The organism is Acidiphilium sp. C61 (assembly GCF_905116885.1).
GTDB lineage: Bacteria > Pseudomonadota > Alphaproteobacteria > Acetobacterales > Acetobacteraceae > Acidiphilium.
On sequence record NZ_CAJHNI010000005.1, the window covers coordinates 1,240,965 to 1,258,772 of the forward strand.

16 protein-coding genes are annotated in these 17,808 nt (G+C 66.8%); 5 read left to right on the forward strand and 11 right to left on the reverse strand.

From position 1 onward, the window contains the following. Nucleotides 1-11 precede the first annotated feature (11 nt). Nucleotides 12-1,442, reverse strand: coding sequence for an HlyD family type I secretion periplasmic adaptor subunit (locus HUW10_RS08590; protein ID WP_174503117.1), 1,431 nt, complete (start codon nt 1,440-1,442; stop codon nt 12-14). Continuing rightward, nucleotides 1,408-3,639, reverse strand: coding sequence for a peptidase domain-containing ABC transporter (locus tag HUW10_RS08595; protein ID WP_174503118.1), 2,232 nt, complete (start codon nt 3,637-3,639; stop codon nt 1,408-1,410). The genes HUW10_RS08590 and HUW10_RS08595 overlap by 35 nt, the downstream gene beginning before the upstream one ends. 253 nt (nt 3,640-3,892) lie before the next feature. Here HUW10_RS08595 and HUW10_RS08600 point away from each other — a divergent pair, with 253 nt between their 5' ends. Further along, nucleotides 3,893-4,396, forward strand: coding sequence for a GNAT family N-acetyltransferase (locus HUW10_RS08600; RefSeq protein WP_174503119.1), 504 nt, complete (start codon nt 3,893-3,895; stop codon nt 4,394-4,396). A gap of 130 nt (nt 4,397-4,526) precedes the next feature. On the opposite strand, the gene motA is transcribed toward HUW10_RS08600, so the two are convergent. The 9 genes from motA to dapA all read right to left on the reverse strand — a co-directional run bounded on the left by motA (nt 4,527) and on the right by dapA (nt 12,857). Beyond that, on the reverse strand, nt 4,527-5,396 hold the full coding sequence (gene motA, locus HUW10_RS08605; protein WP_174503120.1) for a flagellar motor stator protein MotA: 870 nt from the start codon (nt 5,394-5,396) through the stop codon (nt 4,527-4,529). 39 nt (nt 5,397-5,435) lie between these two features. Beyond that, on the reverse strand, nt 5,436-6,518 hold the full coding sequence (locus HUW10_RS08610) for a flagellar motor protein MotB (protein WP_174503121.1): 1,083 nt from the start codon (nt 6,516-6,518) through the stop codon (nt 5,436-5,438). A gap of 67 nt (nt 6,519-6,585) precedes the next feature. Further along, complete coding sequence (locus tag HUW10_RS08615) at nt 6,586-7,569, reverse strand: threonine/serine dehydratase (protein ID WP_174503122.1); 984 nt, start codon at nt 7,567-7,569, stop codon at nt 6,586-6,588. Further along, a complete protein-coding gene (locus HUW10_RS18535) occupies nt 7,566-8,996 on the reverse strand; it encodes a glycosyltransferase family 39 protein (protein ID WP_174503123.1) in 1,431 nt (476 codons plus the stop codon). The genes HUW10_RS08615 and HUW10_RS18535 overlap by 4 nt, the downstream gene beginning before the upstream one ends. Before the next feature lie 74 nt (nt 8,997-9,070). Beyond that, nucleotides 9,071-10,168 carry a glycosyltransferase gene (locus HUW10_RS08625; RefSeq protein ID WP_174503124.1) on the reverse strand — a complete coding sequence of 366 codons (1,098 nt, stop codon included), beginning with the start codon at nt 10,166-10,168 and terminating at the stop codon, nt 9,071-9,073. Nucleotides 10,169-10,178: 10 nt separating this feature from the next. Then, nucleotides 10,179-10,664 carry a peroxiredoxin gene (locus HUW10_RS08630; RefSeq protein WP_174503125.1) on the reverse strand — a complete coding sequence of 162 codons (486 nt, stop codon included), beginning with the start codon at nt 10,662-10,664 and terminating at the stop codon, nt 10,179-10,181. Between the two features lie 77 nt (nt 10,665-10,741). Then, nucleotides 10,742-11,431 (reverse strand): sulfite oxidase-like oxidoreductase, encoded by a 690-nt coding sequence (locus HUW10_RS08635; protein WP_174503126.1) that lies wholly within the window; start codon nt 11,429-11,431, stop codon nt 10,742-10,744. 68 nt (nt 11,432-11,499) lie between these two features. Continuing rightward, on the reverse strand, nt 11,500-11,979 hold the full coding sequence (gene smpB / locus HUW10_RS08640) for an SsrA-binding protein SmpB (RefSeq protein ID WP_174503127.1): 480 nt from the start codon (nt 11,977-11,979) through the stop codon (nt 11,500-11,502). Beyond that, on the reverse strand, nt 11,979-12,857 hold the full coding sequence (gene dapA / locus HUW10_RS08645; RefSeq protein ID WP_174503128.1) for a 4-hydroxy-tetrahydrodipicolinate synthase: 879 nt from the start codon (nt 12,855-12,857) through the stop codon (nt 11,979-11,981). Before dapA ends, smpB begins: the two co-directional genes overlap by 1 nt. 91 nt (nt 12,858-12,948) lie before the next feature. Here dapA and HUW10_RS08650 point away from each other — a divergent pair, with 91 nt between their 5' ends. The 4 genes from HUW10_RS08650 (at nt 12,949) to HUW10_RS08665 (ending at nt 17,692) form a co-directional block, all read left to right on the forward strand. After that, the gene (locus HUW10_RS08650; RefSeq protein ID WP_174503129.1) at nt 12,949-14,979 is read left to right on the forward strand and encodes a lytic transglycosylase domain-containing protein; all 2,031 of its coding nucleotides are present in this window, start codon (nt 12,949-12,951) and stop codon (nt 14,977-14,979) included. Next, nucleotides 14,976-15,443 carry a phosphatidylglycerophosphatase A gene (locus HUW10_RS08655; protein WP_371808621.1) on the forward strand — a complete coding sequence of 156 codons (468 nt, stop codon included), beginning with the start codon at nt 14,976-14,978 and terminating at the stop codon, nt 15,441-15,443. The genes HUW10_RS08650 and HUW10_RS08655 overlap by 4 nt, the downstream gene beginning before the upstream one ends. Next, nucleotides 15,440-15,913, forward strand: coding sequence for a CinA family protein (locus tag HUW10_RS08660; RefSeq protein WP_174503131.1), 474 nt, complete (start codon nt 15,440-15,442; stop codon nt 15,911-15,913). Before HUW10_RS08655 ends, HUW10_RS08660 begins: the two co-directional genes overlap by 4 nt. Nucleotides 15,914-16,060: 147 nt before the next feature. Beyond that, nucleotides 16,061-17,692: an EAL domain-containing protein gene (locus HUW10_RS08665; protein WP_174503132.1), complete on the forward strand. Its 1,632-nt coding sequence runs from the start codon at nt 16,061-16,063 to the stop codon at nt 17,690-17,692. Nucleotides 17,693-17,808 lie beyond the last annotated feature (116 nt).

The window sequence follows — 17,808 nt, forward strand, 5'->3', positions numbered from 1 at the left end:
CCGCAACGGCCTCACGGTTCGCGCATGCTGTCGGTTGCGACGGGAAGCAGCTTGGTCAGGAAATATGACAGGACGGTGCGTTTGCCGGTCTTGATGTCGGCGGTGATCGGCATCCCGGGGGTCAGCCGCAAGCCAGACGGAACACCATGCAGCTTGAGCCGGTCGATCGAGATGCGGGCCTTGTAGTAGAGAACATGTGGCCGGTTGGGCAGAGGCGAGGTGCCTTCGGCGGGGAGCTGCTCGGGGCTGAAACTGTCCGCACTGACCGAACGCAGCGTACCAACGGCAGTGCCGTAGCGCAGATAATTGAAGGTGGCGAATTTCACCGTGACCGGATCGCCGACATGAACATGGCCGGATTCCGTGCCGCTGATATCGGCCTCGACTTCCAGCGGTGCATCCATCGGAACCAGGGTGATGAACTTTCCGCCGGATGGCAGCACGGAGCCGACCGAAACACCGGCGATGGTCAGCACCACCGCGGCGCGCGGCGCGCGCATCACCACCAGCTGGCTTTGCAGCCGGGCCTTCGCGAGGTCCTGCTGGGCAGCAATCAGTTTGCTCGACGTCTCGACGAGTTTCTGCTCGACATCGGCAGCCCATTTCTTCTCATACGCATCGCGCTCGGCCTGCTGGGCGGCGAGGTCACGCTCGCCGGCGGCCGCGGTGGCAACGGCGCCGGACAGCGAATTCGATACGGAAAGCCGGTCGTTCATCGCCAGCAGCGAGTTGAGCTTGCTGCCGACCTGCATGTGCTGGAGCTGGTTACGCATATGCTCGACATCGGTCGCGACGCCAACCTGCTGGCGATAGATGTGGGCCGCCTGCTCGTTCTTGGCGACGACCATGCGCAGCTCGGCGATCTTCTGGTTGAAATTCTCGATCGTGTAGGTGCGCTCGGCCTTGCGGCTCGCAAAGATCGCCGCCTGCAGCCGCTGGGGCGCGTCGGGATGCGCGGGGGCGTAGGTGGTGCCACTGGCTTCGGCGGCAAGGCGGTCGCGCTGGGCGGACAGCTGCACGACCTCCGCGTTGAGGGCCCGGAAATTCGCCCGGGCGAAGGTGGGGTTCAGCGTTGCAAGGATCTGCCCCTTGTGGACGATCTCGCCCTCATGGACATCGATCGACTGGACGATCGAGGTGCCGAAGGGTTGCAGCAGGATATTGGGGGAGGTGGAGACGAGTCGGCCGGGCGCCGCCACCACCTTGGGAATGCGGACCACGGCCGAAACCACCAGCATTGTTGCGACAAGCAGCGTGACAATGAGCATGGTCTGGCGCGCCACCGGCGTGACCGGCGAGGCAACGATTGCGGCCGTGGGCGACTGGAATTCCAGAAGCGGCATCGGCATGTCCGCCAGTGCGGCCGAATCGGCCAGAGCGAGATTGCCGCCGGCAGGCGGCCGGCGCTCACGCCCCTTGGGCGAGGGTCGGGGTTGGCGCATGGCGACCTCCTTCGGGATTCATGTGACGGTTTTGCTGCAGCCAGAGATGGCGGTAGATGTCGCAGCGCTCGATGAGGTCGCCATGCCGGCCGATATCGACAACCCGGCCGGCATCCATCACCAGGATCTTGTCGCAGTCGACCAGAGAGGCGAGGCGATGGGAGACGATCACCATCGTCCGGCCACGGGCGATGCGCAGCAGGTTGGCATTGATGAGCGCCTCGCTCTCGGGATCGAGCGCGCTGGTCGCCTCGTCGAGGATCAGCAGGCGTGGATCGGCGACGAGCGCGCGGGCCACCGCCAGGCGCTGCTTCTGCCCGCCTGAAAGGTTGGGAGACCCTTCTTCGACAAAGGTTTCGTAGCCCTGCGGCAGACGCTCGATGAATTCCTCGGCGCCGGCAAGGCGGGCGGCGCGGATCGCGTCCTCGAACGTGAGGCCGGGGCGGCCGGCAATGATATTGTCGCGCACCGAGCCGCGGAACAGGAAATTGTCTTGCAGGACAACACCGAAACTCTTGCGCAGGTGACGGAGATTGATCTCGCGCAGTTCGGTATTGTCGATCTTCACCGCCCCCTGATAGTCGCGGTTGATCCCCTGGAGCAGGCGGGTGATCGTGGATTTGCCTGAGCCGGAACGGCCGACGATGCCGAGCATGGTGCCCTCAGGCACCGCGAAACTGACTTTGTTCAGCGCCGGTGTCTTGGCACCTTCATAGGTGAACGTCACATCCTCGAACGCGATGGCGCCGCGAAAGGCGGGACGCAGGCCGGTGTTCATTGCGCGGCGTTCGGTCGGTCGGTTGAGCACCTCGCCGACGATGGCAAAGGCGGCGCGGGCTTCCTGCGCATCCTGCACAAGACGGGCGAAAGACACCAGCGGACCCGCAACGCGCCCGCCAAGGAGCATGAACCCGACTAGCGATCCGGCGGCGAGCGGGTTCTGCGAGGTGAGCGCGACATAGCCGCCCAGCAGCAGAACGCCGGTCGTGGCATAGCGGTCGAACGGCAGGGAAAGCACCTGCGGCCAGGCAGAGAGTTGCCCCATTCCCAGGTTCAGCCGGCTGGTGAGCGCGACGCGGCCATCCCAATCATCCGCGCGGACCTTTTCGAGCGCCAGCGATTTCACCGTCCGCACACCGTAGAGGCTCTCGACGAGAACCGCGCCCTTTGCGCTCTCGGCCTCGATGATGCGCCCGGTCAGGCGGGCGATCGCGGGGAGGAAGGCGGTGATGATGATGGCGATGATTGCCGAGGCGATCAAAACCGTCCAGGCGAGGAAGGCATTGAGGTAGAACAGGATCGGCAGGACCAGCGCGATCATGAATATGTTGATGAACGTCGTCAGCAGGCGGCCGGTGATGAAGTCGCGCACACGGTAGATCTGGGAAACCTTGTAGGCGATCTGACCCGCCTGGTTGCGCTCGAAGAATTCGATCGGGATTGTCATCAGCCGGTCGAAGATCATCAGGTTCAGCCGGGCATCGATCCTGGTCGAAAGCGTGACCAGCATCATCTGCCGGCCCCAGGTTAGCAGCGCTTCCCACAGGACGCTGACGCCGAAGATGATCGACATCAGCGCCAGCGTGTTCATCGCGTGGTATTCGATGACGCTGTTGAGCACGACCATGACGAGAAGCGCCGGAATGATCTGCAGGATCGTCAGGGTGATGGAACTCACTGCGATGTCGCGCAGGAGGCGCTTCTCGTGCCAGACCATCCGGAACAGCAGGGAAAAGTTGAAGACCGGATCAGCGTCTTCTTCGGCGCGCTCGCCACGGATCAGCAGCACCGCACCGTCCCAGATCTGAGCAAGCTGCAACTCGTCGATCGGGACCGGCGCCGCTCCCTGCGGGGCTCGAGGGTCACGCAGGAGGACAACGGCACGCTCGCGGTCGCTGGCGATCATCAGCGCGGCGCCGCCATCCTTCATCAGGAGGATTACAGGAGCGGTCGTGTCGGTCTTGAGGAGTTGGCGGAAACCGACCCGTATGGCCCGGGCCCAGAGCCCGGCTTCGCGCGCCCATTCGACAAGGGCGGGAGACCCGGGTGCGGCGGCGGGGTCCGCGTCCTTGCGCAGCAGTTCAGGGTCGAGATCGACCCCGTGAAAGCGCGCCGCCGCCCTGACCGCGAGGATACGGACGTGAGGAATCACGCCGCTCTGCGGCGCAGCGTCGATCGGCTCGCTGGTATCGTGCATCAGACAAGTTCTTTCCCCGTTGCGATGGATCTTTCGCCCGGGGCGTACGTGCCGGTCTGCTGCGCCGATAAAAGACGCCGCGGGGTGCAAAAAACGCACCCGGTTACGAAATAAAATATCCAATCAAACATCTAACGATTGTCTACCACAAAATCTGATCATTTGCCATAGATCGTTCTCTCCGGTGAACGGGTCTTGCGTTTCCGAACCGGCGGTGCTGGATCAGGGACCGACCTGCCAAGGAATCGCGCCGATGGATATCCGCCCCGCCACGCTGGAAGACCTGCCCGCCTGCCAGGCGATATACGCCCACCATGTGCTGGAAGGGACCGGCACGTTCGACGAGGTGCCGCCTGCGCTCGAAGCGGTGACAGCACGGCACCGCGAGATCACCGGCAGGGGGCGAAGCTGGGTGGTCGCCACGGATGCGACGGGCATTCTCGGATATGCCTATTTCGACCAGTATCGCGACCGCTCGGCCTATCGGTTCACGGCCGAGGACAGTGTCTACGTCCGCGAGGATGTCAGGGGCCAGGGCGTGGGCAAGGCGCTGGTGGCACGGTTGCTCGATGAAGCGCGCGAAGCAGGGTTCCGGCAGATGCTTGCAGTGATCGGAGATTCCGACAATGTCGGCTCGATCGGCGTGCATGCGAGTCTCGGCTTCCAGCGCGTCGGCACGCTCCGCGATGTGGGGTTCAAGTTCGGCCGCTGGATCGACGTGGTTCTGATGCAACGGCATCTCGTCGGTCCTGGCTAGAGCATCATCCGATCGGATGGAGCCATCTGATCGGATAAAGGTGCTCTGTTTATCAATAGGATAGAGCACGACACCCGATCCAATCTGATCGAATGTCGTGCTCCAGGATCAGTGATTGCTCCCGTGACGATCAGGTTGCGATCTTGAGGGATTCGATCGACTCCTCAAGCTCACTGAATGTCGGCATCAGGGGGTTCGGTACCATTTTCCGGCCAACCTCGACGCTGACCTGTGGCGCGTTGCCGTGCAGATGGGCAACCAGAACCGCGCGTATCACCTCGAGATAGCGAGCTTCCTCCTCGACCACGCCACGCAGCCGCGTGGAGAGCGGCCCAACCACGCCATAGGCCAGCAGCACACCCAGAAACGTGCCTGTCAGGGCATCGCCGATCATCTCGCCGAGCACGGCGGGTGGCTTGCTGATGTCGGCCATGGTCTTGATCACGCCGAGAACGGCGGCGACAATGCCAAGCGCGGGCAGGCCGTCCGCCATGTTCTGCAACGAATGCGCGCCGTGCAGTTCCTCGGCGAGGGTCTTGCGCAGTTCACGGGCCATCACGTCCTCGATCTGGTGCGGATCGTCAGCATTCATGCCAACCATCCGCAAATAATCGCAGATGATGCCTGTAGCTTCGTGATTTTTCAGGATCGTGGGGAAATGCTTGAAGACCGGACTTTCATCTGGACGCTCGATATGCGGCTCCAGCGCCATTGCGCCGCGTGTCGCCGCGAGGCGAACAAGGTAGAACAGCAGGCACAGCAGATCGGTATAGTCGTTCTTCTTGAAGGCGCTGCCGCGCAACACCTTCTTCAAGCCAACCAGCGTGTGTTTGATGTTGTGCATCGAGTTGCTGGCTACAAACGTGCCGATTGCAGCGCCGCCGATCGTGATGAGTTCGAAGGGCATCGACTTGAGCAGCGGGACGATGGCCCCGCCAGTTACGATGAAGACTCCAAACACACAGACGAGCAGGAACGCAACGCCTCCCAGAGTGAGCATAAATCACCGAAATTCCAGAATATTGCTTCTCCGGTCGGGTCATGGCGCCGCGGCACCAGCTGTTTTGACCCCTTGAGGCAGTGCCGGACGCACCACCAGTATCCCCACCCGCCGATTGGCAGCCGCCATAGGGTCGGATGAGATGAGCAGCTTATGGTCGGCATAGCCGCTCACGCGCGCGATCAGCCGCTTCGGAAAACCGGCCTTGACGAGAACCTGCCGCGTCGCGTTGGCACGCTCGACAGAGAGATCCCAGTTGTCTTTCGGACCGGCAACGTACGGTCTCGCATCGGTATAGCCGGCGATGCGGATGTTATCGCCAAGGCCACTCAGGATCGGTGCGATCTTGGTGAGCAGTCGAAGTGTCATGGGGTTGGGTTGAGACGAACCCAACGCGAACATCGGCCGCTTGTGCGCGTCCATGATCTGGATGCGCAGGCCTTCCGGCGTGACGGTGACGCTGATCTGTTTGGACAGCGAGGCAAGATTGGGATCCTGCGCCACAATATTCTTGATCTCGGTGCCGGCGATTTTCAGCTTGGCGATCCCGAGATTGCCGGGCGCAACCCCGCCGAACGCGCCCTGCATGGCAGAGCCGGCCGAGCCGGCCGGCTGCGGCTTCTGCAAGACAGTTGCGGGAGGGGACGTGGATGACGATGCCGCGCTGTCGGCTCGGGGCTGATGGCCGGAACCCGGCGAGGTATTCACCATGTCTTTCCCGGTCGGATGATCGGGACGGATTTGACGGCCCTGCGGGGTGTGCGGCACCCGATAGGAGACTGGATTGTGCCCGACGGTCACACGCACCGCACCGAGATCGGATGCGAGCGACCCCTTGTCGAACGGAGTCTTGCCGCCAAAGGGCTTGCCCTCGCCGGAAGCACCGCGATTGAGCACGTTGGCCTGGCTGAAATAGTCGGCAAGGCCAATGCGCTGCGCCTTGGTGGTGGCGCTGATCAGCCACATCAGCAGGAAGAATGCCATCATGGCCGTCACGAAGTCGGCATACGCGATCTTCCAGGCCCCGCCGTGATGGCCGGCCTCAATGATCTCTTCGCGACGGATGACCAGGTTGACCGCCTGATCGCCACCCTTGCCGCCTTTCTTCTTGCGCTGCGCCATGAACTCCAAGCTGCCTTTCGGAGCCGGAGTATCGGGGGTAGGGGTTAAAAAAGCCTGAATCAGACCGTCAGGAGGTGACTCCAAGGACGCGGGTCAGAAGTTCCGGATCGGCGTTTCCGCCCGACAGCACAACACCGACCGACAATCCCTCGAGCGGCAGCGCCTCGGATAACACCGCCGCCAGCGCCACGGCGCCGCCGGGCTCGACCACCAGCTTGAGATGGCGCAGCGCGAAGCTCATGGCGGAAAGCACTTGCGACTCGCTGACCGCGAGGGCACCGGCAAGGCGCGGCGCGTTGAGCTCGAATGTCAGTTCGCCGGGGGTCATCGCCATCAGCGCGTCGCAGAGCGCGGAGCCCGTGCCATCATTCGCAAGCCGCACGCCGGCGGCGAGCGAACGGCCGGTATCGTCCCACCCCTCGGGCTCGACGGCAATCAGCCGGGTCTCAGGCGAGGCGTGTTCGAGAGCGAGGGCGCAGCCGGCAGTCAGGCCGCCGCCGCCGGTGCAGACGAAGACGAGATCGAGCGCAGCACCCGCCGCCCGCGCATCCTCCACCAGTTCGAGCGCGAGCGTGCCCTGCCCCGCGATCACGTCAGGATGGTCGAAAGGCGGGATCAGCGCGGCACCGGTGCGCGCGGCGATCGTGGCGGAGATTGCGACGCGGTCTTCGGTGCGGCGGTCGTACTGGACGATTTCGGCGCCCCAGGCGGCGGTCGACTCGCGCTTGATGGCAGGCGCGTCGCGCGGCATCACGATCGTCGCCGGAATTCCGAGAGCCGCCGCAGCGCAAGCCACCGCCTGGCCATGATTGCCCGAGGAATAGGCGACGACGCCTGCTTCACGCGCCGCGGGGGCAAGCCTCAGGATGGCGTTTGTCGCGCCGCGCAGCTTGAAGCTGCCGGTGCGCTGCAGCGGTTCGGCCTTGATGAAGACCTCCGCGTCGGTCCGGTCGTCGAGCGCGGGAGAGCGCAGCGTCGGGGTACGGACGATATGCGGGGCGATCAGGGCGCGGGCGGCGAGAACATCCTCGGCGGTGGGCTGGCGGGTCATTGCTTGGGCCTCATGAGTGCGGCGGGGGCGGGGGCGAGCCGGGCGGTGGACAGGACGTAGGATTCGATCGCGATGCCGGCGCGGCGGCGGGCGACGTGGCCCGCGGGAACGGCGGCGGCGACCTCGCTTGCGGCGAAGCCAGCGAGCCAGGACGGTTGGACCAGCAGGACCCGCGTGCCGGGCGCGGCCGGCGGGGCGGCGAAGAACCGCCAGCGCGGGCCAAGTCCGACCACGGTGAAGCGGGGCGGCAGGTCGTGCGCGAGTTCGGACAGGGTGCTGTAGTCGGTGCTCGCGATCACGGTGAGATGGCGCGACGCGGCGGCGCGGGCAACATCGCGCGCCAGCGCCTTCCAGCCGGCGAGGCGGATCGCGGTCGGGTCGCGGTGCGGGGGCAGCGGAAATGGTGCGGCGGCGGCCTGGAGCCAGACGATCGCGGCCAGCAGGAAACCAAATGCCGCGGCGGCGCGCAGCCAGGCGCGGCCGATGCGCGGGGCGATGGCGCCGGCGGCAAGCGCGGCTCCCGGGTAGAGAATGGCGGGCCAGTTCGCCTGCACCGGGCCGGAGAGCGTGTGCTCGACGAACACGGCGGCAGGCACCAGCACCGCAAGCAGGACGAGGCGGGCGGCAGCGGAGCGGTCGCGCCGCAACGACCAGACACCCCACGCCATCAGGCCAAGGACGAGCGGAGTGGCAAGGCCCATCTGCCCGCCGACCAGCCCGAGCAGGTGGCCGGGCATACCGGCAAGATCGAGATGCGCGGAGCGGCCGCCCTGCTTGGCGAAGCTCGCCCAGCCATGCGCCGCGTTCCACATGACGACGGGCAGCATCGCCAGCAGGCCCATCAGCAGCCCGAGCCAGGGCAGCTTCCGGCGCAGCCCCGCCCTGCCCTCGCTGGTGACGAGCACGAACAGGCCGATGGCAACGAAGATCAGGGCAGCGGTGTATTTGGCCTCGAAGCCGAGCCCGGCGGCGAGGCCGGCGGCGAGGACCCAGCGATCGTCGCCGGTGGCGAGCCAGCGCGCCATCGCCCAGAGCGAAGCCGTCCAGAACAGCAGGAGCGGCGTGTCCGGCGTGGTGATGATGGCGCCTGCGTTCAGCACCAGGGTGGCGTTGAGCAGGAGCGCGGCGGTGAGACCGGCACGGCGGTTGGGAAAGAGATCCTCACCGGCCCGCCAGATCAGCAGCGTGCCGATGGCGGCGGAGAGCGGCGAGAGCAGGCGAATGCCGAGCGCGCCGTTGCCAGCAATCAACGTGCCCGCCCGGATCCAGAGCGCGATCAGCGGCGCGTCGTCATAATAGCCGGTGGCGAGGTGCTTCGACCACAGCCAGTAATAGGTCTCGTCCGGCGAGAGCGGAATGAGGCCGGCGAGAACAAGGCGAAGGAAAGTGAGGCCGCCCAGGGCCGCCAGCCAGGCCCGGCGGCTCATCGCCCGGACCGGTCCGGCACGCTCATCGCACGCATCGACCTGGCGCGCTCATCGCACGCATGATTTGTGCGCGCTCATCGCACGCGCCACACCAGCGTGGCGGAGACCGCGTAGTTCCAGACCACGCCGATCGCCGAGCCGGCGGCGCTGGCGGCGAGGCCGTTCGCATCGGCGCCACGATAGAGCGCGCCGGCGATGCCGATATTGGCAATCGCGCCAAGGCCGCAGACCAGCATGAAAAGCACGAGCCCCTGCCAGTAGCGCGCCCCGCGCAGCTTCATCGTGCGGTAGGTCAGGCGATTGTTCATCTCGAAATTGGCGACCATCGCGACGATGGTGCCGAGCGTCTGCGCCGGGCCGAAATCGAGCCCGGCGGCGCGGCTCGCCTGCATCGCGGCAAGATTCACGAAAATGCCGAACAGCCCGACCAGCGCGAAGGCGATGAAGCGCAACGGCACCACGCCCCCCAGCGCGCGGTCGACGAACTGGCCGGCGAACTGGACCATCACCAGGATGTCGAGCTTGCTCTCGCCGGCGGCGCGGGGGCGGAAGCGATAGGGAAGTTCGGCAACTTTCAGCGGTACCGGCGCGGAAAGCAGCAGATCAAGCAGGATCTTGAAACCCTGCCCGTTCAGCCGATGCGCCAGATCCTCGAACAGCGCCTGGCGGAGCAGGAAGAAGCCGCTCATCGGGTCGGAGATCGCCACACCGGCGAGTTTCTGGGCAAGGCCGATTCCGGCGCCGGAGAGGCGCTGGCGCAGCGGCGAGGCGAGGCCGGCGGCGTCGCCGCCGCCGACATGGCGGCTGCCCACCGCGATATCCGCCCCTGCGCGCACCGCGTCGAGCATGGCGGGGAGGATGGTCTCGTCGTGTTGCAGGTCACCGTCGATTACCGCGACGAAGGTCGCGGAACTCGACAGCGCCCCCTCGATCACGGCCGAGGACAGGCCACGCCGGCCGATGCGGCGGATGCAGCGCACCCGGGTATCGGTGCGGGCGAGCGCGCGTGCCGCAGCGGCCGTGCCATCGGGGCTGTCGTCATCGACAAAGATCACCTCCCAGTCGATGCCGGCGAGTGCGGCATCGAGGGCGGCGACCATGGGCGCGACATTCGGCTCCTCACGGTAGCAGGGGACGACGACGCTCAGCGTCGGGCCGCAGCGTGGCGTCACGCGGAAAGGCTCAGCCGCCGAGCGACTCCAGCACCGCCTCGGCACGGCTGACGTCGAAGCCGCCGGGCTGCTCGATGGCGAGATGCGTCACCACGCCATCCTTGGCGACAAGCGCATAGCGCTGGCTGCGCACGCCGAGGCCGCGGGCAATGAGGTCAAGTTCGAGGCCGATGGCGCGGGTGAAGGCACCGGAGCCGTCGGCGAGGAAGGTGATCTTCCCGGCGGCTTTCTGGTCCTCGGCCCAGGCGGACATCACGAACACGTCGTTCACCGCGATGCAGACGATTTCATCGACGCCCTTTGCCTTCAGCGCATCGTGATGCTCGAGGAAGCCGGGCACATGCTTCGCGCTGCAGGTGGGGGTGAAGGCGCCAGGAACGGCGAAGAGCGCCACCGTCTTGCCGGCGAACAGCTCGCCGGTGTCGATCTCCTGCGGCCCCTCGGCGCCGGGGGTCATCAGCTTCATGGCCGGGAGCTTGTCGCCCACCTTGATCATCGAGTTTCTCCTGAGTTGGATACCCTGTTCGAGCCGACTGGTAGCCGAAGCCGGGGCCCGCGTGAAGGCGGGGGGGCTCAGGCGTAACGTTCCTCGGCCCAGGGGTCGGCATTGTTGTTGTAGCCACGGGTTTCCCAGAAGCCCTTGCGGTCGGCCACGGCGAAGGTGATGCGGCGGACCCATTTGGCGGATTTCCAGAGATAATAGCGCGGCACCAGCACCCGCACCGGCCCGCCATGCTGGCGGGTCAGCGGCTTTCCCTCCCAGCTGTGCACCAGGTAGCAATCCTCGGCCGCGAACTGGTCGAGGCGGAGATTGGTCGTGTAGTCGTCATAGGATTCGAAGAGAACGTGGGTCGCCTCCGGGTGCGGCTGCACGAGGTCGAGAACGGTGGCGATCGACACGCCGCGCCAGTGATTGTCGTAGCGCGACCAGGTGGTGACGCAATGCATGTCCGACACGCTGTCCTGCTGCGGCAGCGCCATGAACCCGTCCCAGTCGAGGGCGACCGGGTTGGCGACGGCGCCGTCGATGGCGAGGCGGAAGGCGGATTTCGGCACTTCGGGCTGGACGCCGAGATCGAGCACCGGCCAGTCGGTGACGAGGCGCTGGCCGGGCGGAAGGCGCTGCGCCGGCGGCGCGGTGGTGCCGGTCAGGCCCCGCCCCTCACGCGACCAGTCCTGCTTGCGGCCGATCAGCTTGTCGCGGATCTGGCCGATCAGGCTGATGTCCGATCCGTCTTTGCCTTGCTTGTCCGCCTCGTCCATCGCCGTTCTCCTTCCGGGGTGGGGGATGATAGAGGGGGAACGGGCGCGCGGTCCAGCGCGCGATGAGGTCAGCGGTTCTTGAGGATGCGGGCCTTGTCGCGTTCCCAGTCGCGCTTGGCGATGGCCTGGCGCTTGTCATGCTGCTTGCGGCCCTCGGCGATGCCGAGCGTGACCTTGGCGAGCCCGCGCGGGTTGAAATGCACGTCGAGTGGGACGACGGTCGACCCCTGCCGGGCGATGGCGCCGAGCAGCTGGTCGATCTGCTTGCGCTTGAGCAGCAGCTTGCGCGGGCCCTTGGTGTCGAAGCGGGAGAGCACGCCGCCCTGATATTCGGGGATATACATGTTGAAGAGATACATCTCGCCATCGCGCTCGCCGGCAAACGCCTCCGTGAGCGTGGCACGGCCCATGCGCAGCGACTTCACCTCGGCGCCGCGCAGCACAAGTCCCGCCTCGACCGTATCCTTGATCGTGTAGTTGAAGCGGGCCTTGCGGTTCTGTGCGGCGATCCCGTGGGAGATCAGCCCGGATTTCCGGGGCTCGGCCATCAGGCGATCAGCCCGAGCCCGGTCATCGCGGCCCGCATCTGCGCCTTCGTCGCCTCGGCCAGCGGGGCGAGCGGCAGGCGGCAGAATTCCGAGCCGAAGCCGAGCAGCGAGGCGGCATATTTCGCCGGGGCGGGATTGCTCTCGGCGAACATCGCATCGTGCAGCGGCAGCAGGCGGGACTGGATCGCCATCGCCGCCTTCAGGTCGCCGGCCCGCCACGCCGCCTGCATCTCGGCGCAGAGGCGCGGGGCGATGTTGGCGGTCACCGAAATACAGCCGACCCCGCCAGAGGCGAGGAAGGCGAGTGCGGTGTGATCCTCGCCCGAGAGCTGGCAGAACGACGCGCCACAGGCGGCGGCGGTATGCAGCGGCCGGGTGAGGCTCGCGGTCGCGTCCTTCACGCCGACGATGTTGGGGTGCCGGGCGAGGCGCGCCATCGTCGCCACGCTCATGTCGATCACCGAGCGGGGCGGGATATTGTAGATGATCAGCGGAATGCCGATCGCATCGGCAACCGCGGTGAAGTGGCGGAACAGCCCGTCCTGCGTCGGCTTGTTGTAATACGGGGTGACGACGAGAACGCCATCGGCGCCGACGGATTCGGCGTGCTTCGCCAGGCCGATCGCCTCGCGCGTGGCGTTCGAGCCGGCGCCAGCGATCACCGGAACGCGTTTCCTCGCCACCTCGATGGTAATTTCGACCACACGCTTGTGCTCGTCATGGCTGAGCGTGGGAGATTCGCCGGTGGTGCCGACCGGGACGAGGCCATTGGTGCCCTCGGCGATCTGCCATTCGATGAAACGTTCGAGCGCTGCCTCGTCGATGCGACCGTCTTCGTGCATCGGGGTAACCAGCGCGACCAGTGAGCCGTGAAACATTGTAATCTCCGTGAGTGGACGTAACCTATTCGCAGCATTCGGCGGCGACAAGGTATGGGAGCGCGGGAGCAGTCCTGCTATTGATTCGGGCATGATCCGGATGCTGCTGCTGACGTCACTGCTCGCTCTCGGCGCCGCACCCGCGCCGCTGGGCGCGATCGCCATCGCCGCCCCGCTGCAGCCCGACCCCGCCCTCGCCCGGATCATGAACGACATCCGCGCCAATCACTGGACCGAGGCCGAAACCCTCGCCGCCGCGGAGCCGGACCGGCTGGTGGCGCGGCTGGTGACCTTCTACCGGCTGCTCGACCCCGGGGCGGCGAACGAGACCGAGATCGCCGCGTTCATGGCGAAATATCCGGACTGGCCGGAGCAGGGGATCCTTGCCCGCCGATGGAATGAGGCGCTGGCCGCCGACCCGGACGACGCCACGGTGCGGCGCGAATGCAGCACCCGGCTACCCGAAACCGCCGCCGCCAATGCGCGCTGCGCCGCAGCCATCGACAAGGTGGCCCCGCGCGAGGCGGCCCGCTTCGCCCGGCGCGCCTGGATCGAGGGCTTCGACAGCCCGGCCAGTGCGGCGATTTTCGAGGCCAAATACGGCGCGCTGCTGACGCCGGAGACGAACTGGGCGCGATTCTCACGCCTCGCCATCGCTGGAAAACTGAACATGGCGACCATGCTGCTCGGCCAGTTGCCGGCCGGCAAGCTAGCCACCGCCCATGCCTTCATCGCGTTCGCACATGGCGCCACGCGGGCACAGCCGGCGGTAGCGGCGCTGACCACGACCGAGCGGGCGACGCCGTTCCTGTTCTTTGCCGAACTCGCCGCCGCGCCCGACCAGGCCGCGCGGCTCGCGCTGTGGCAGGCGCTGGGCGCGGATGCGGCAAAGCAGGCGACGGGGCTGGCGCGTGCGCTGCTCTGGCGGCGACGGGAGAGTTTCGCGCGCGACCTGCTCGCTGCCGGCGATGCGAAGGACGCCTATGCGCTGGTCGCCGCCGGGCAGCCGCCGGGCGAGGATTCACGGGCCAGCCGCGATTTCCTCGCCGGGTTCATTGCCCTGCGCATGCTGCACGACCCGGCCGAGGCGCGGCCCTGGTTCGTCAAGTTGCAGGGGCTCTCAACCGCGGTGATCACCCGTGCCCGTGCCTTCTACTGGCTGGCGCAGACCGAGAGCGGCCGGACGGCGCGGGCCGACCTGCTGCGCGCCGCCGCCTATCCGGATACGTTCTATGGCCAGTTGGCGGCGCTTCAGGCGGGCGAAACGCCGACGCAGTTGGCGGCACGACTGCGCGTCCTCGGCGAGCCGCGGCTGACGGCGGGACAGGCCTCCGCCTTCGCCGCCCGCGAATTGCCGCAAGCAGCGGTCCTGCTCGCCGAAATGGGCGCGCCGCGCCGGGCCCGCGCCTTCCTGCTGCGCATGGCCGAACTCAGCCCGGGGCTTGTCGACCGCTATCTCGACGCCCGGCTCGCCGACGGGATCGGCCAGGTTTCGGCCTCGGTCATGGTGGCGCGGATGGCAGGAACAGCGGGAGACATGCTGGTGCGTATCGGCTGGCCGATCCCGCCGGGGCTGCTGCCGGCACGCGGCCAGCCGCGCATCGAGCCCACCGCGGCAACCGTTCCGCCGCCCCCGCCGCCGCCGCCGCGCAGCGCGATCCTGTCGCTGATCCGCCAGGAAAGCAGTTTCGATCCCCGCGTGGTCAGCCCCTCCGGCGCCGCAGGGCTGATGCAGCTGATGCCGGGAACGGCACGGCAGGTGGCGCAGCGCTCCGGTCTCGCCCTGCCGCCGGGCGCGCTGCTCGATGATCCGTCGCGGAACATTGCGCTCGGTTCCGCCTATTTTGCCCATCTGCTCCAGCGCTTCGGCGATTGCCTGCCGCTCGCGATCGCAGCCTATAATGGCGGGCCCGGCAACGTGACGAAATGGATCGCCGCCAATGGCGATCCGCGCATGCCGAAGGCGGAAGGCGGGGTCGACCTCGTGACCTGGATCGAGGAGATCCCGTTCGGGGAGACGCGCAACTATGTGGAACGGGTGACGGAGGGGATCGTGATCTATCGCGCGCTGGAGGGAGAGCCGGCGACCGACCCGGTGGTACGGTGGACCGCGTCGCGGTGAGCGCCACGACTGTGCTGGGCCGTGCGCTGGCCTCGGGCCTCGGCGTCGGCTTCGTGCCGCGCGCGCCGGGCACCGCCGGCGCGCTGCTCGGCCTGCTCCTTGGCTGCGTGCTCTACAGCCACGGCATCGGCGCGCTCGCCGGCGGGATCGTGGTGTCCAGCGCCGCGGGGCTGATTGCGATCCCCGGAACCGGCATGGCGCGGCGCGATCCCGGCTGGATCGTGATCGACGAGATCGCAGGCCAGATGATCGCCCTGCTCGGCCTGCCCTGGCTGACTGGCTCGGGCGTGCTGCTCGCCTTCCTGCTGTTTCGGCTCTTCGATATCCGCAAGCCCTGGCCGATCAGCCTCGCCGATGCCCGGCACGACGCGCTCGGGATCATGGCTGATGACTGGATCGCCGGAGCCTTCGCGGCGATCGTGCTCGTGATCCTGCGCTTCATCTGGCCGGGAACGGGGCTGTGAACCAGAAAGCGGCGCTGGTGATCGAGCGCGCGAAGCAGGCGCAACGCACGGTCGCGACGGCGGAAAGCTGCACGGGTGGGATGATCGCCGCGGCATTGACCGACATTGCCGGCGCTTCCGCCGTGTTCGGCTACGGCTTCGTCAGCTACGCGAACGAGGCAAAAGCGACAATGCTCGGCGTCTCCCCCGCGCTGATCGCGCGGGATGGAGCGGTGAGCGAGACGGTGGCGCGGGCAATGGCCGAAGGTGCGCTGGCCCGCGCGACGGCTGACCTTGCGGTGGCGGTGACCGGCATTGCCGGGCCGGAGGGCGGGACGGTGGAAAAGCCGGTCGGCACGGTCTGGTTCGGCGTTGCGCGCAAGGATGGCGTGACGCTGGCCGAACGGCGCGTCTTCGCCGGCAACCGGGCCGCGGTGCGGCGGGCGACAGTCGACCACGCGCTCGACCTGCTGGCCGCTTCGTTGGGATGAAGCCGTCCAGTTAACCCTTGCTTAATCAACTCATCCCATATTTGGACAATTCCGCTGCGTGAGGCGGTGGTTATCGTTATTGGCAGGGTATGGATGCGGCCATCCAGGCAGGCCGGGTTCACGACATCGTACGGAGACTGAAACGGGATGTCGAAAGCCGACACCGTGGTAAACGGGTTGCGGCAGGATCGGGATCGGTATGCGCTGCTGGCATTCTGCTGGGGCGACCTGCTTCTGACGCTCGACCGCGATCTGCGGATCGAGACCATGTCCGGCGCGAGCGAGGCGCTGACCGGCCGAACCGTAGCGTCCTGGACCAACCGGCCATTGGACAATCTGATCGACCGGGCAGATCGCGGGCGGATCGCCGGCATGCTCGAAGCGCTGACGCCGACGCGCCGGGCAATGGCCGGAACCGTCCGCCTCGACGGTCCCCGCGGCATGGGCACCCGGGTCAGCGTCGCGGCGCACCGGCTCGAGAGCGGCAGCGACCGGATCTACGTCGCCATGCGCAGGCTGCCGGAGGATGCGCCCGAGACCGCACCTCCGCCGGATGCGGTCGAGGAGGCGCGGCATCTTGCCGGTCGTCTCGCCGCGGCGGGGTCCAGCGGCGCCGAGATGACCTTGCTGGCGATCCCGCCGATGGGCGGCGCGACTGATCCCGACAGCAAGCGCCTCGGTGACACGCTGGACAACCTGCTCAAGGCCCATTCGCTCGGCGGCGATACCGCGACGCGGCTGCACAGCGGTCATTATTCGGTGTTGCACGAGGCGGGACAGAATTTCAGCGCGTTGGTCGGCCGGATCGAGGCCATGATCCACGCGGCCGACCCAGCCGCGCCGCGCGTGGAAGCCGTGACCCTGCCGATGCGCGAAGCGAGCATGAGCGAGGACGATCTGGCGCGCGGGCTGGTCTATGCCATGCACCGTTTCGGCGAGGGCCAGGGCATGACGCTGCAGGAGGCGGGAGAGCGCCTGCGCACGACGCTGAGCGATGCGATGGGAGCGGTGACGCGGCTGCGTCGGGCGATCGATAACGGAGCCTTCGACCTCGTCTTCCAGCCGATCGTCAACATCGCGGATGGCTCCGTCCACCACTACGAAGTGCTGACCCGCTTCGAGCACGCCGGCACGACATCGCCCTTCGAGACGATCCTGCTGGCCGAGGAGACGGGGCTGATCGCCGATTTCGACCTGGCCATGGCGCGCAAGGCGGTGGGGTGGCTCGCCGCCCGGCCGTTGAACGAATCGCAGGTGAATATCGCGATCAACATCTCCGGCCGTTCGATCGTCGACCCTGCCTATTCCAGCGGGCTGCACCGGCTGCTCGACGAAAACGGATGGCTGGGCCGTCGCCTTTCATTCGAGATTACCGAAAGTGCCCAGATCGCCGATCTCGATTCCGCCAACGGCTTCATTCAGGGGCTGCGCAACCGCGGCTTCGCGGTGATGCTCGACGATTTCGGCGCCGGCGCCTCGTCATTCCGGTATCTCTCGGTGCTGGAGGTCGATGCGGTGAAGTTCGACGGCGATGCGATCCGCCACGCGCAGCGGGCGCAGAAGGGCCGCGCCTTTCTCTCGGCGCTGACCGAATTGTGCCGCCGGATGGGGATCAGCACCATCGCGGAAATGATCGAGACGCCGGAGGCACGGGATTTCGTGCGGGAGTGCGGCTGCCACTATGCGCAGGGATATCTTTATGGCGCACCGGCACCGGATATCAGCCGCTTCGCGCGCCTGCCCAAAGCGGGGCTGCCGGTCGCACTTCGGCTCGGCTGAACCTCGTCCGGCGGGTCAGAGCACGTTCCGATCCATCAGGATCGGATGTCGTGCTCTGTTTTTTTGATAAATATAGCATCTTTATCCGATCAGATGATCCCATCTGATCGGATAAA

Coding starts and splice junctions, on each gene's coding strand:
- HUW10_RS08590 (WP_174503117.1), bottom strand. CDS start 1,442: ATGCGCCAACCCCGACCCTCGCCCAAGGGGCGTGAGCGCCGGCCGCCT.
- HUW10_RS08595 (WP_174503118.1), bottom strand. CDS start 3,639: ATGCACGATACCAGCGAGCCGATCGACGCTGCGCCGCAGAGCGGCGTG.
- HUW10_RS08600 (WP_174503119.1), top strand. CDS start 3,893: ATGGATATCCGCCCCGCCACGCTGGAAGACCTGCCCGCCTGCCAGGCG.
- motA (WP_174503120.1), bottom strand. CDS start 5,396: ATGCTCACTCTGGGAGGCGTTGCGTTCCTGCTCGTCTGTGTGTTTGGA.
- HUW10_RS08610 (WP_174503121.1), bottom strand. CDS start 6,518: ATGGCGCAGCGCAAGAAGAAAGGCGGCAAGGGTGGCGATCAGGCGGTC.
- HUW10_RS08615 (WP_174503122.1), bottom strand. CDS start 7,569: ATGACCCGCCAGCCCACCGCCGAGGATGTTCTCGCCGCCCGCGCCCTG.
- HUW10_RS18535 (WP_174503123.1), bottom strand. CDS start 8,996: ATGAGCCGCCGGGCCTGGCTGGCGGCCCTGGGCGGCCTCACTTTCCTT.
- HUW10_RS08630 (WP_174503125.1), bottom strand. CDS start 10,664: ATGATCAAGGTGGGCGACAAGCTCCCGGCCATGAAGCTGATGACCCCC.
- HUW10_RS08635 (WP_174503126.1), bottom strand. CDS start 11,431: ATGGACGAGGCGGACAAGCAAGGCAAAGACGGATCGGACATCAGCCTG.
- smpB (WP_174503127.1), bottom strand. CDS start 11,979: ATGGCCGAGCCCCGGAAATCCGGGCTGATCTCCCACGGGATCGCCGCA.
- dapA (WP_174503128.1), bottom strand. CDS start 12,857: ATGTTTCACGGCTCACTGGTCGCGCTGGTTACCCCGATGCACGAAGAC.
- HUW10_RS08650 (WP_174503129.1), top strand. CDS start 12,949: ATGATCCGGATGCTGCTGCTGACGTCACTGCTCGCTCTCGGCGCCGCA.
- HUW10_RS08665 (WP_174503132.1), top strand. CDS start 16,061: ATGTCGAAAGCCGACACCGTGGTAAACGGGTTGCGGCAGGATCGGGAT.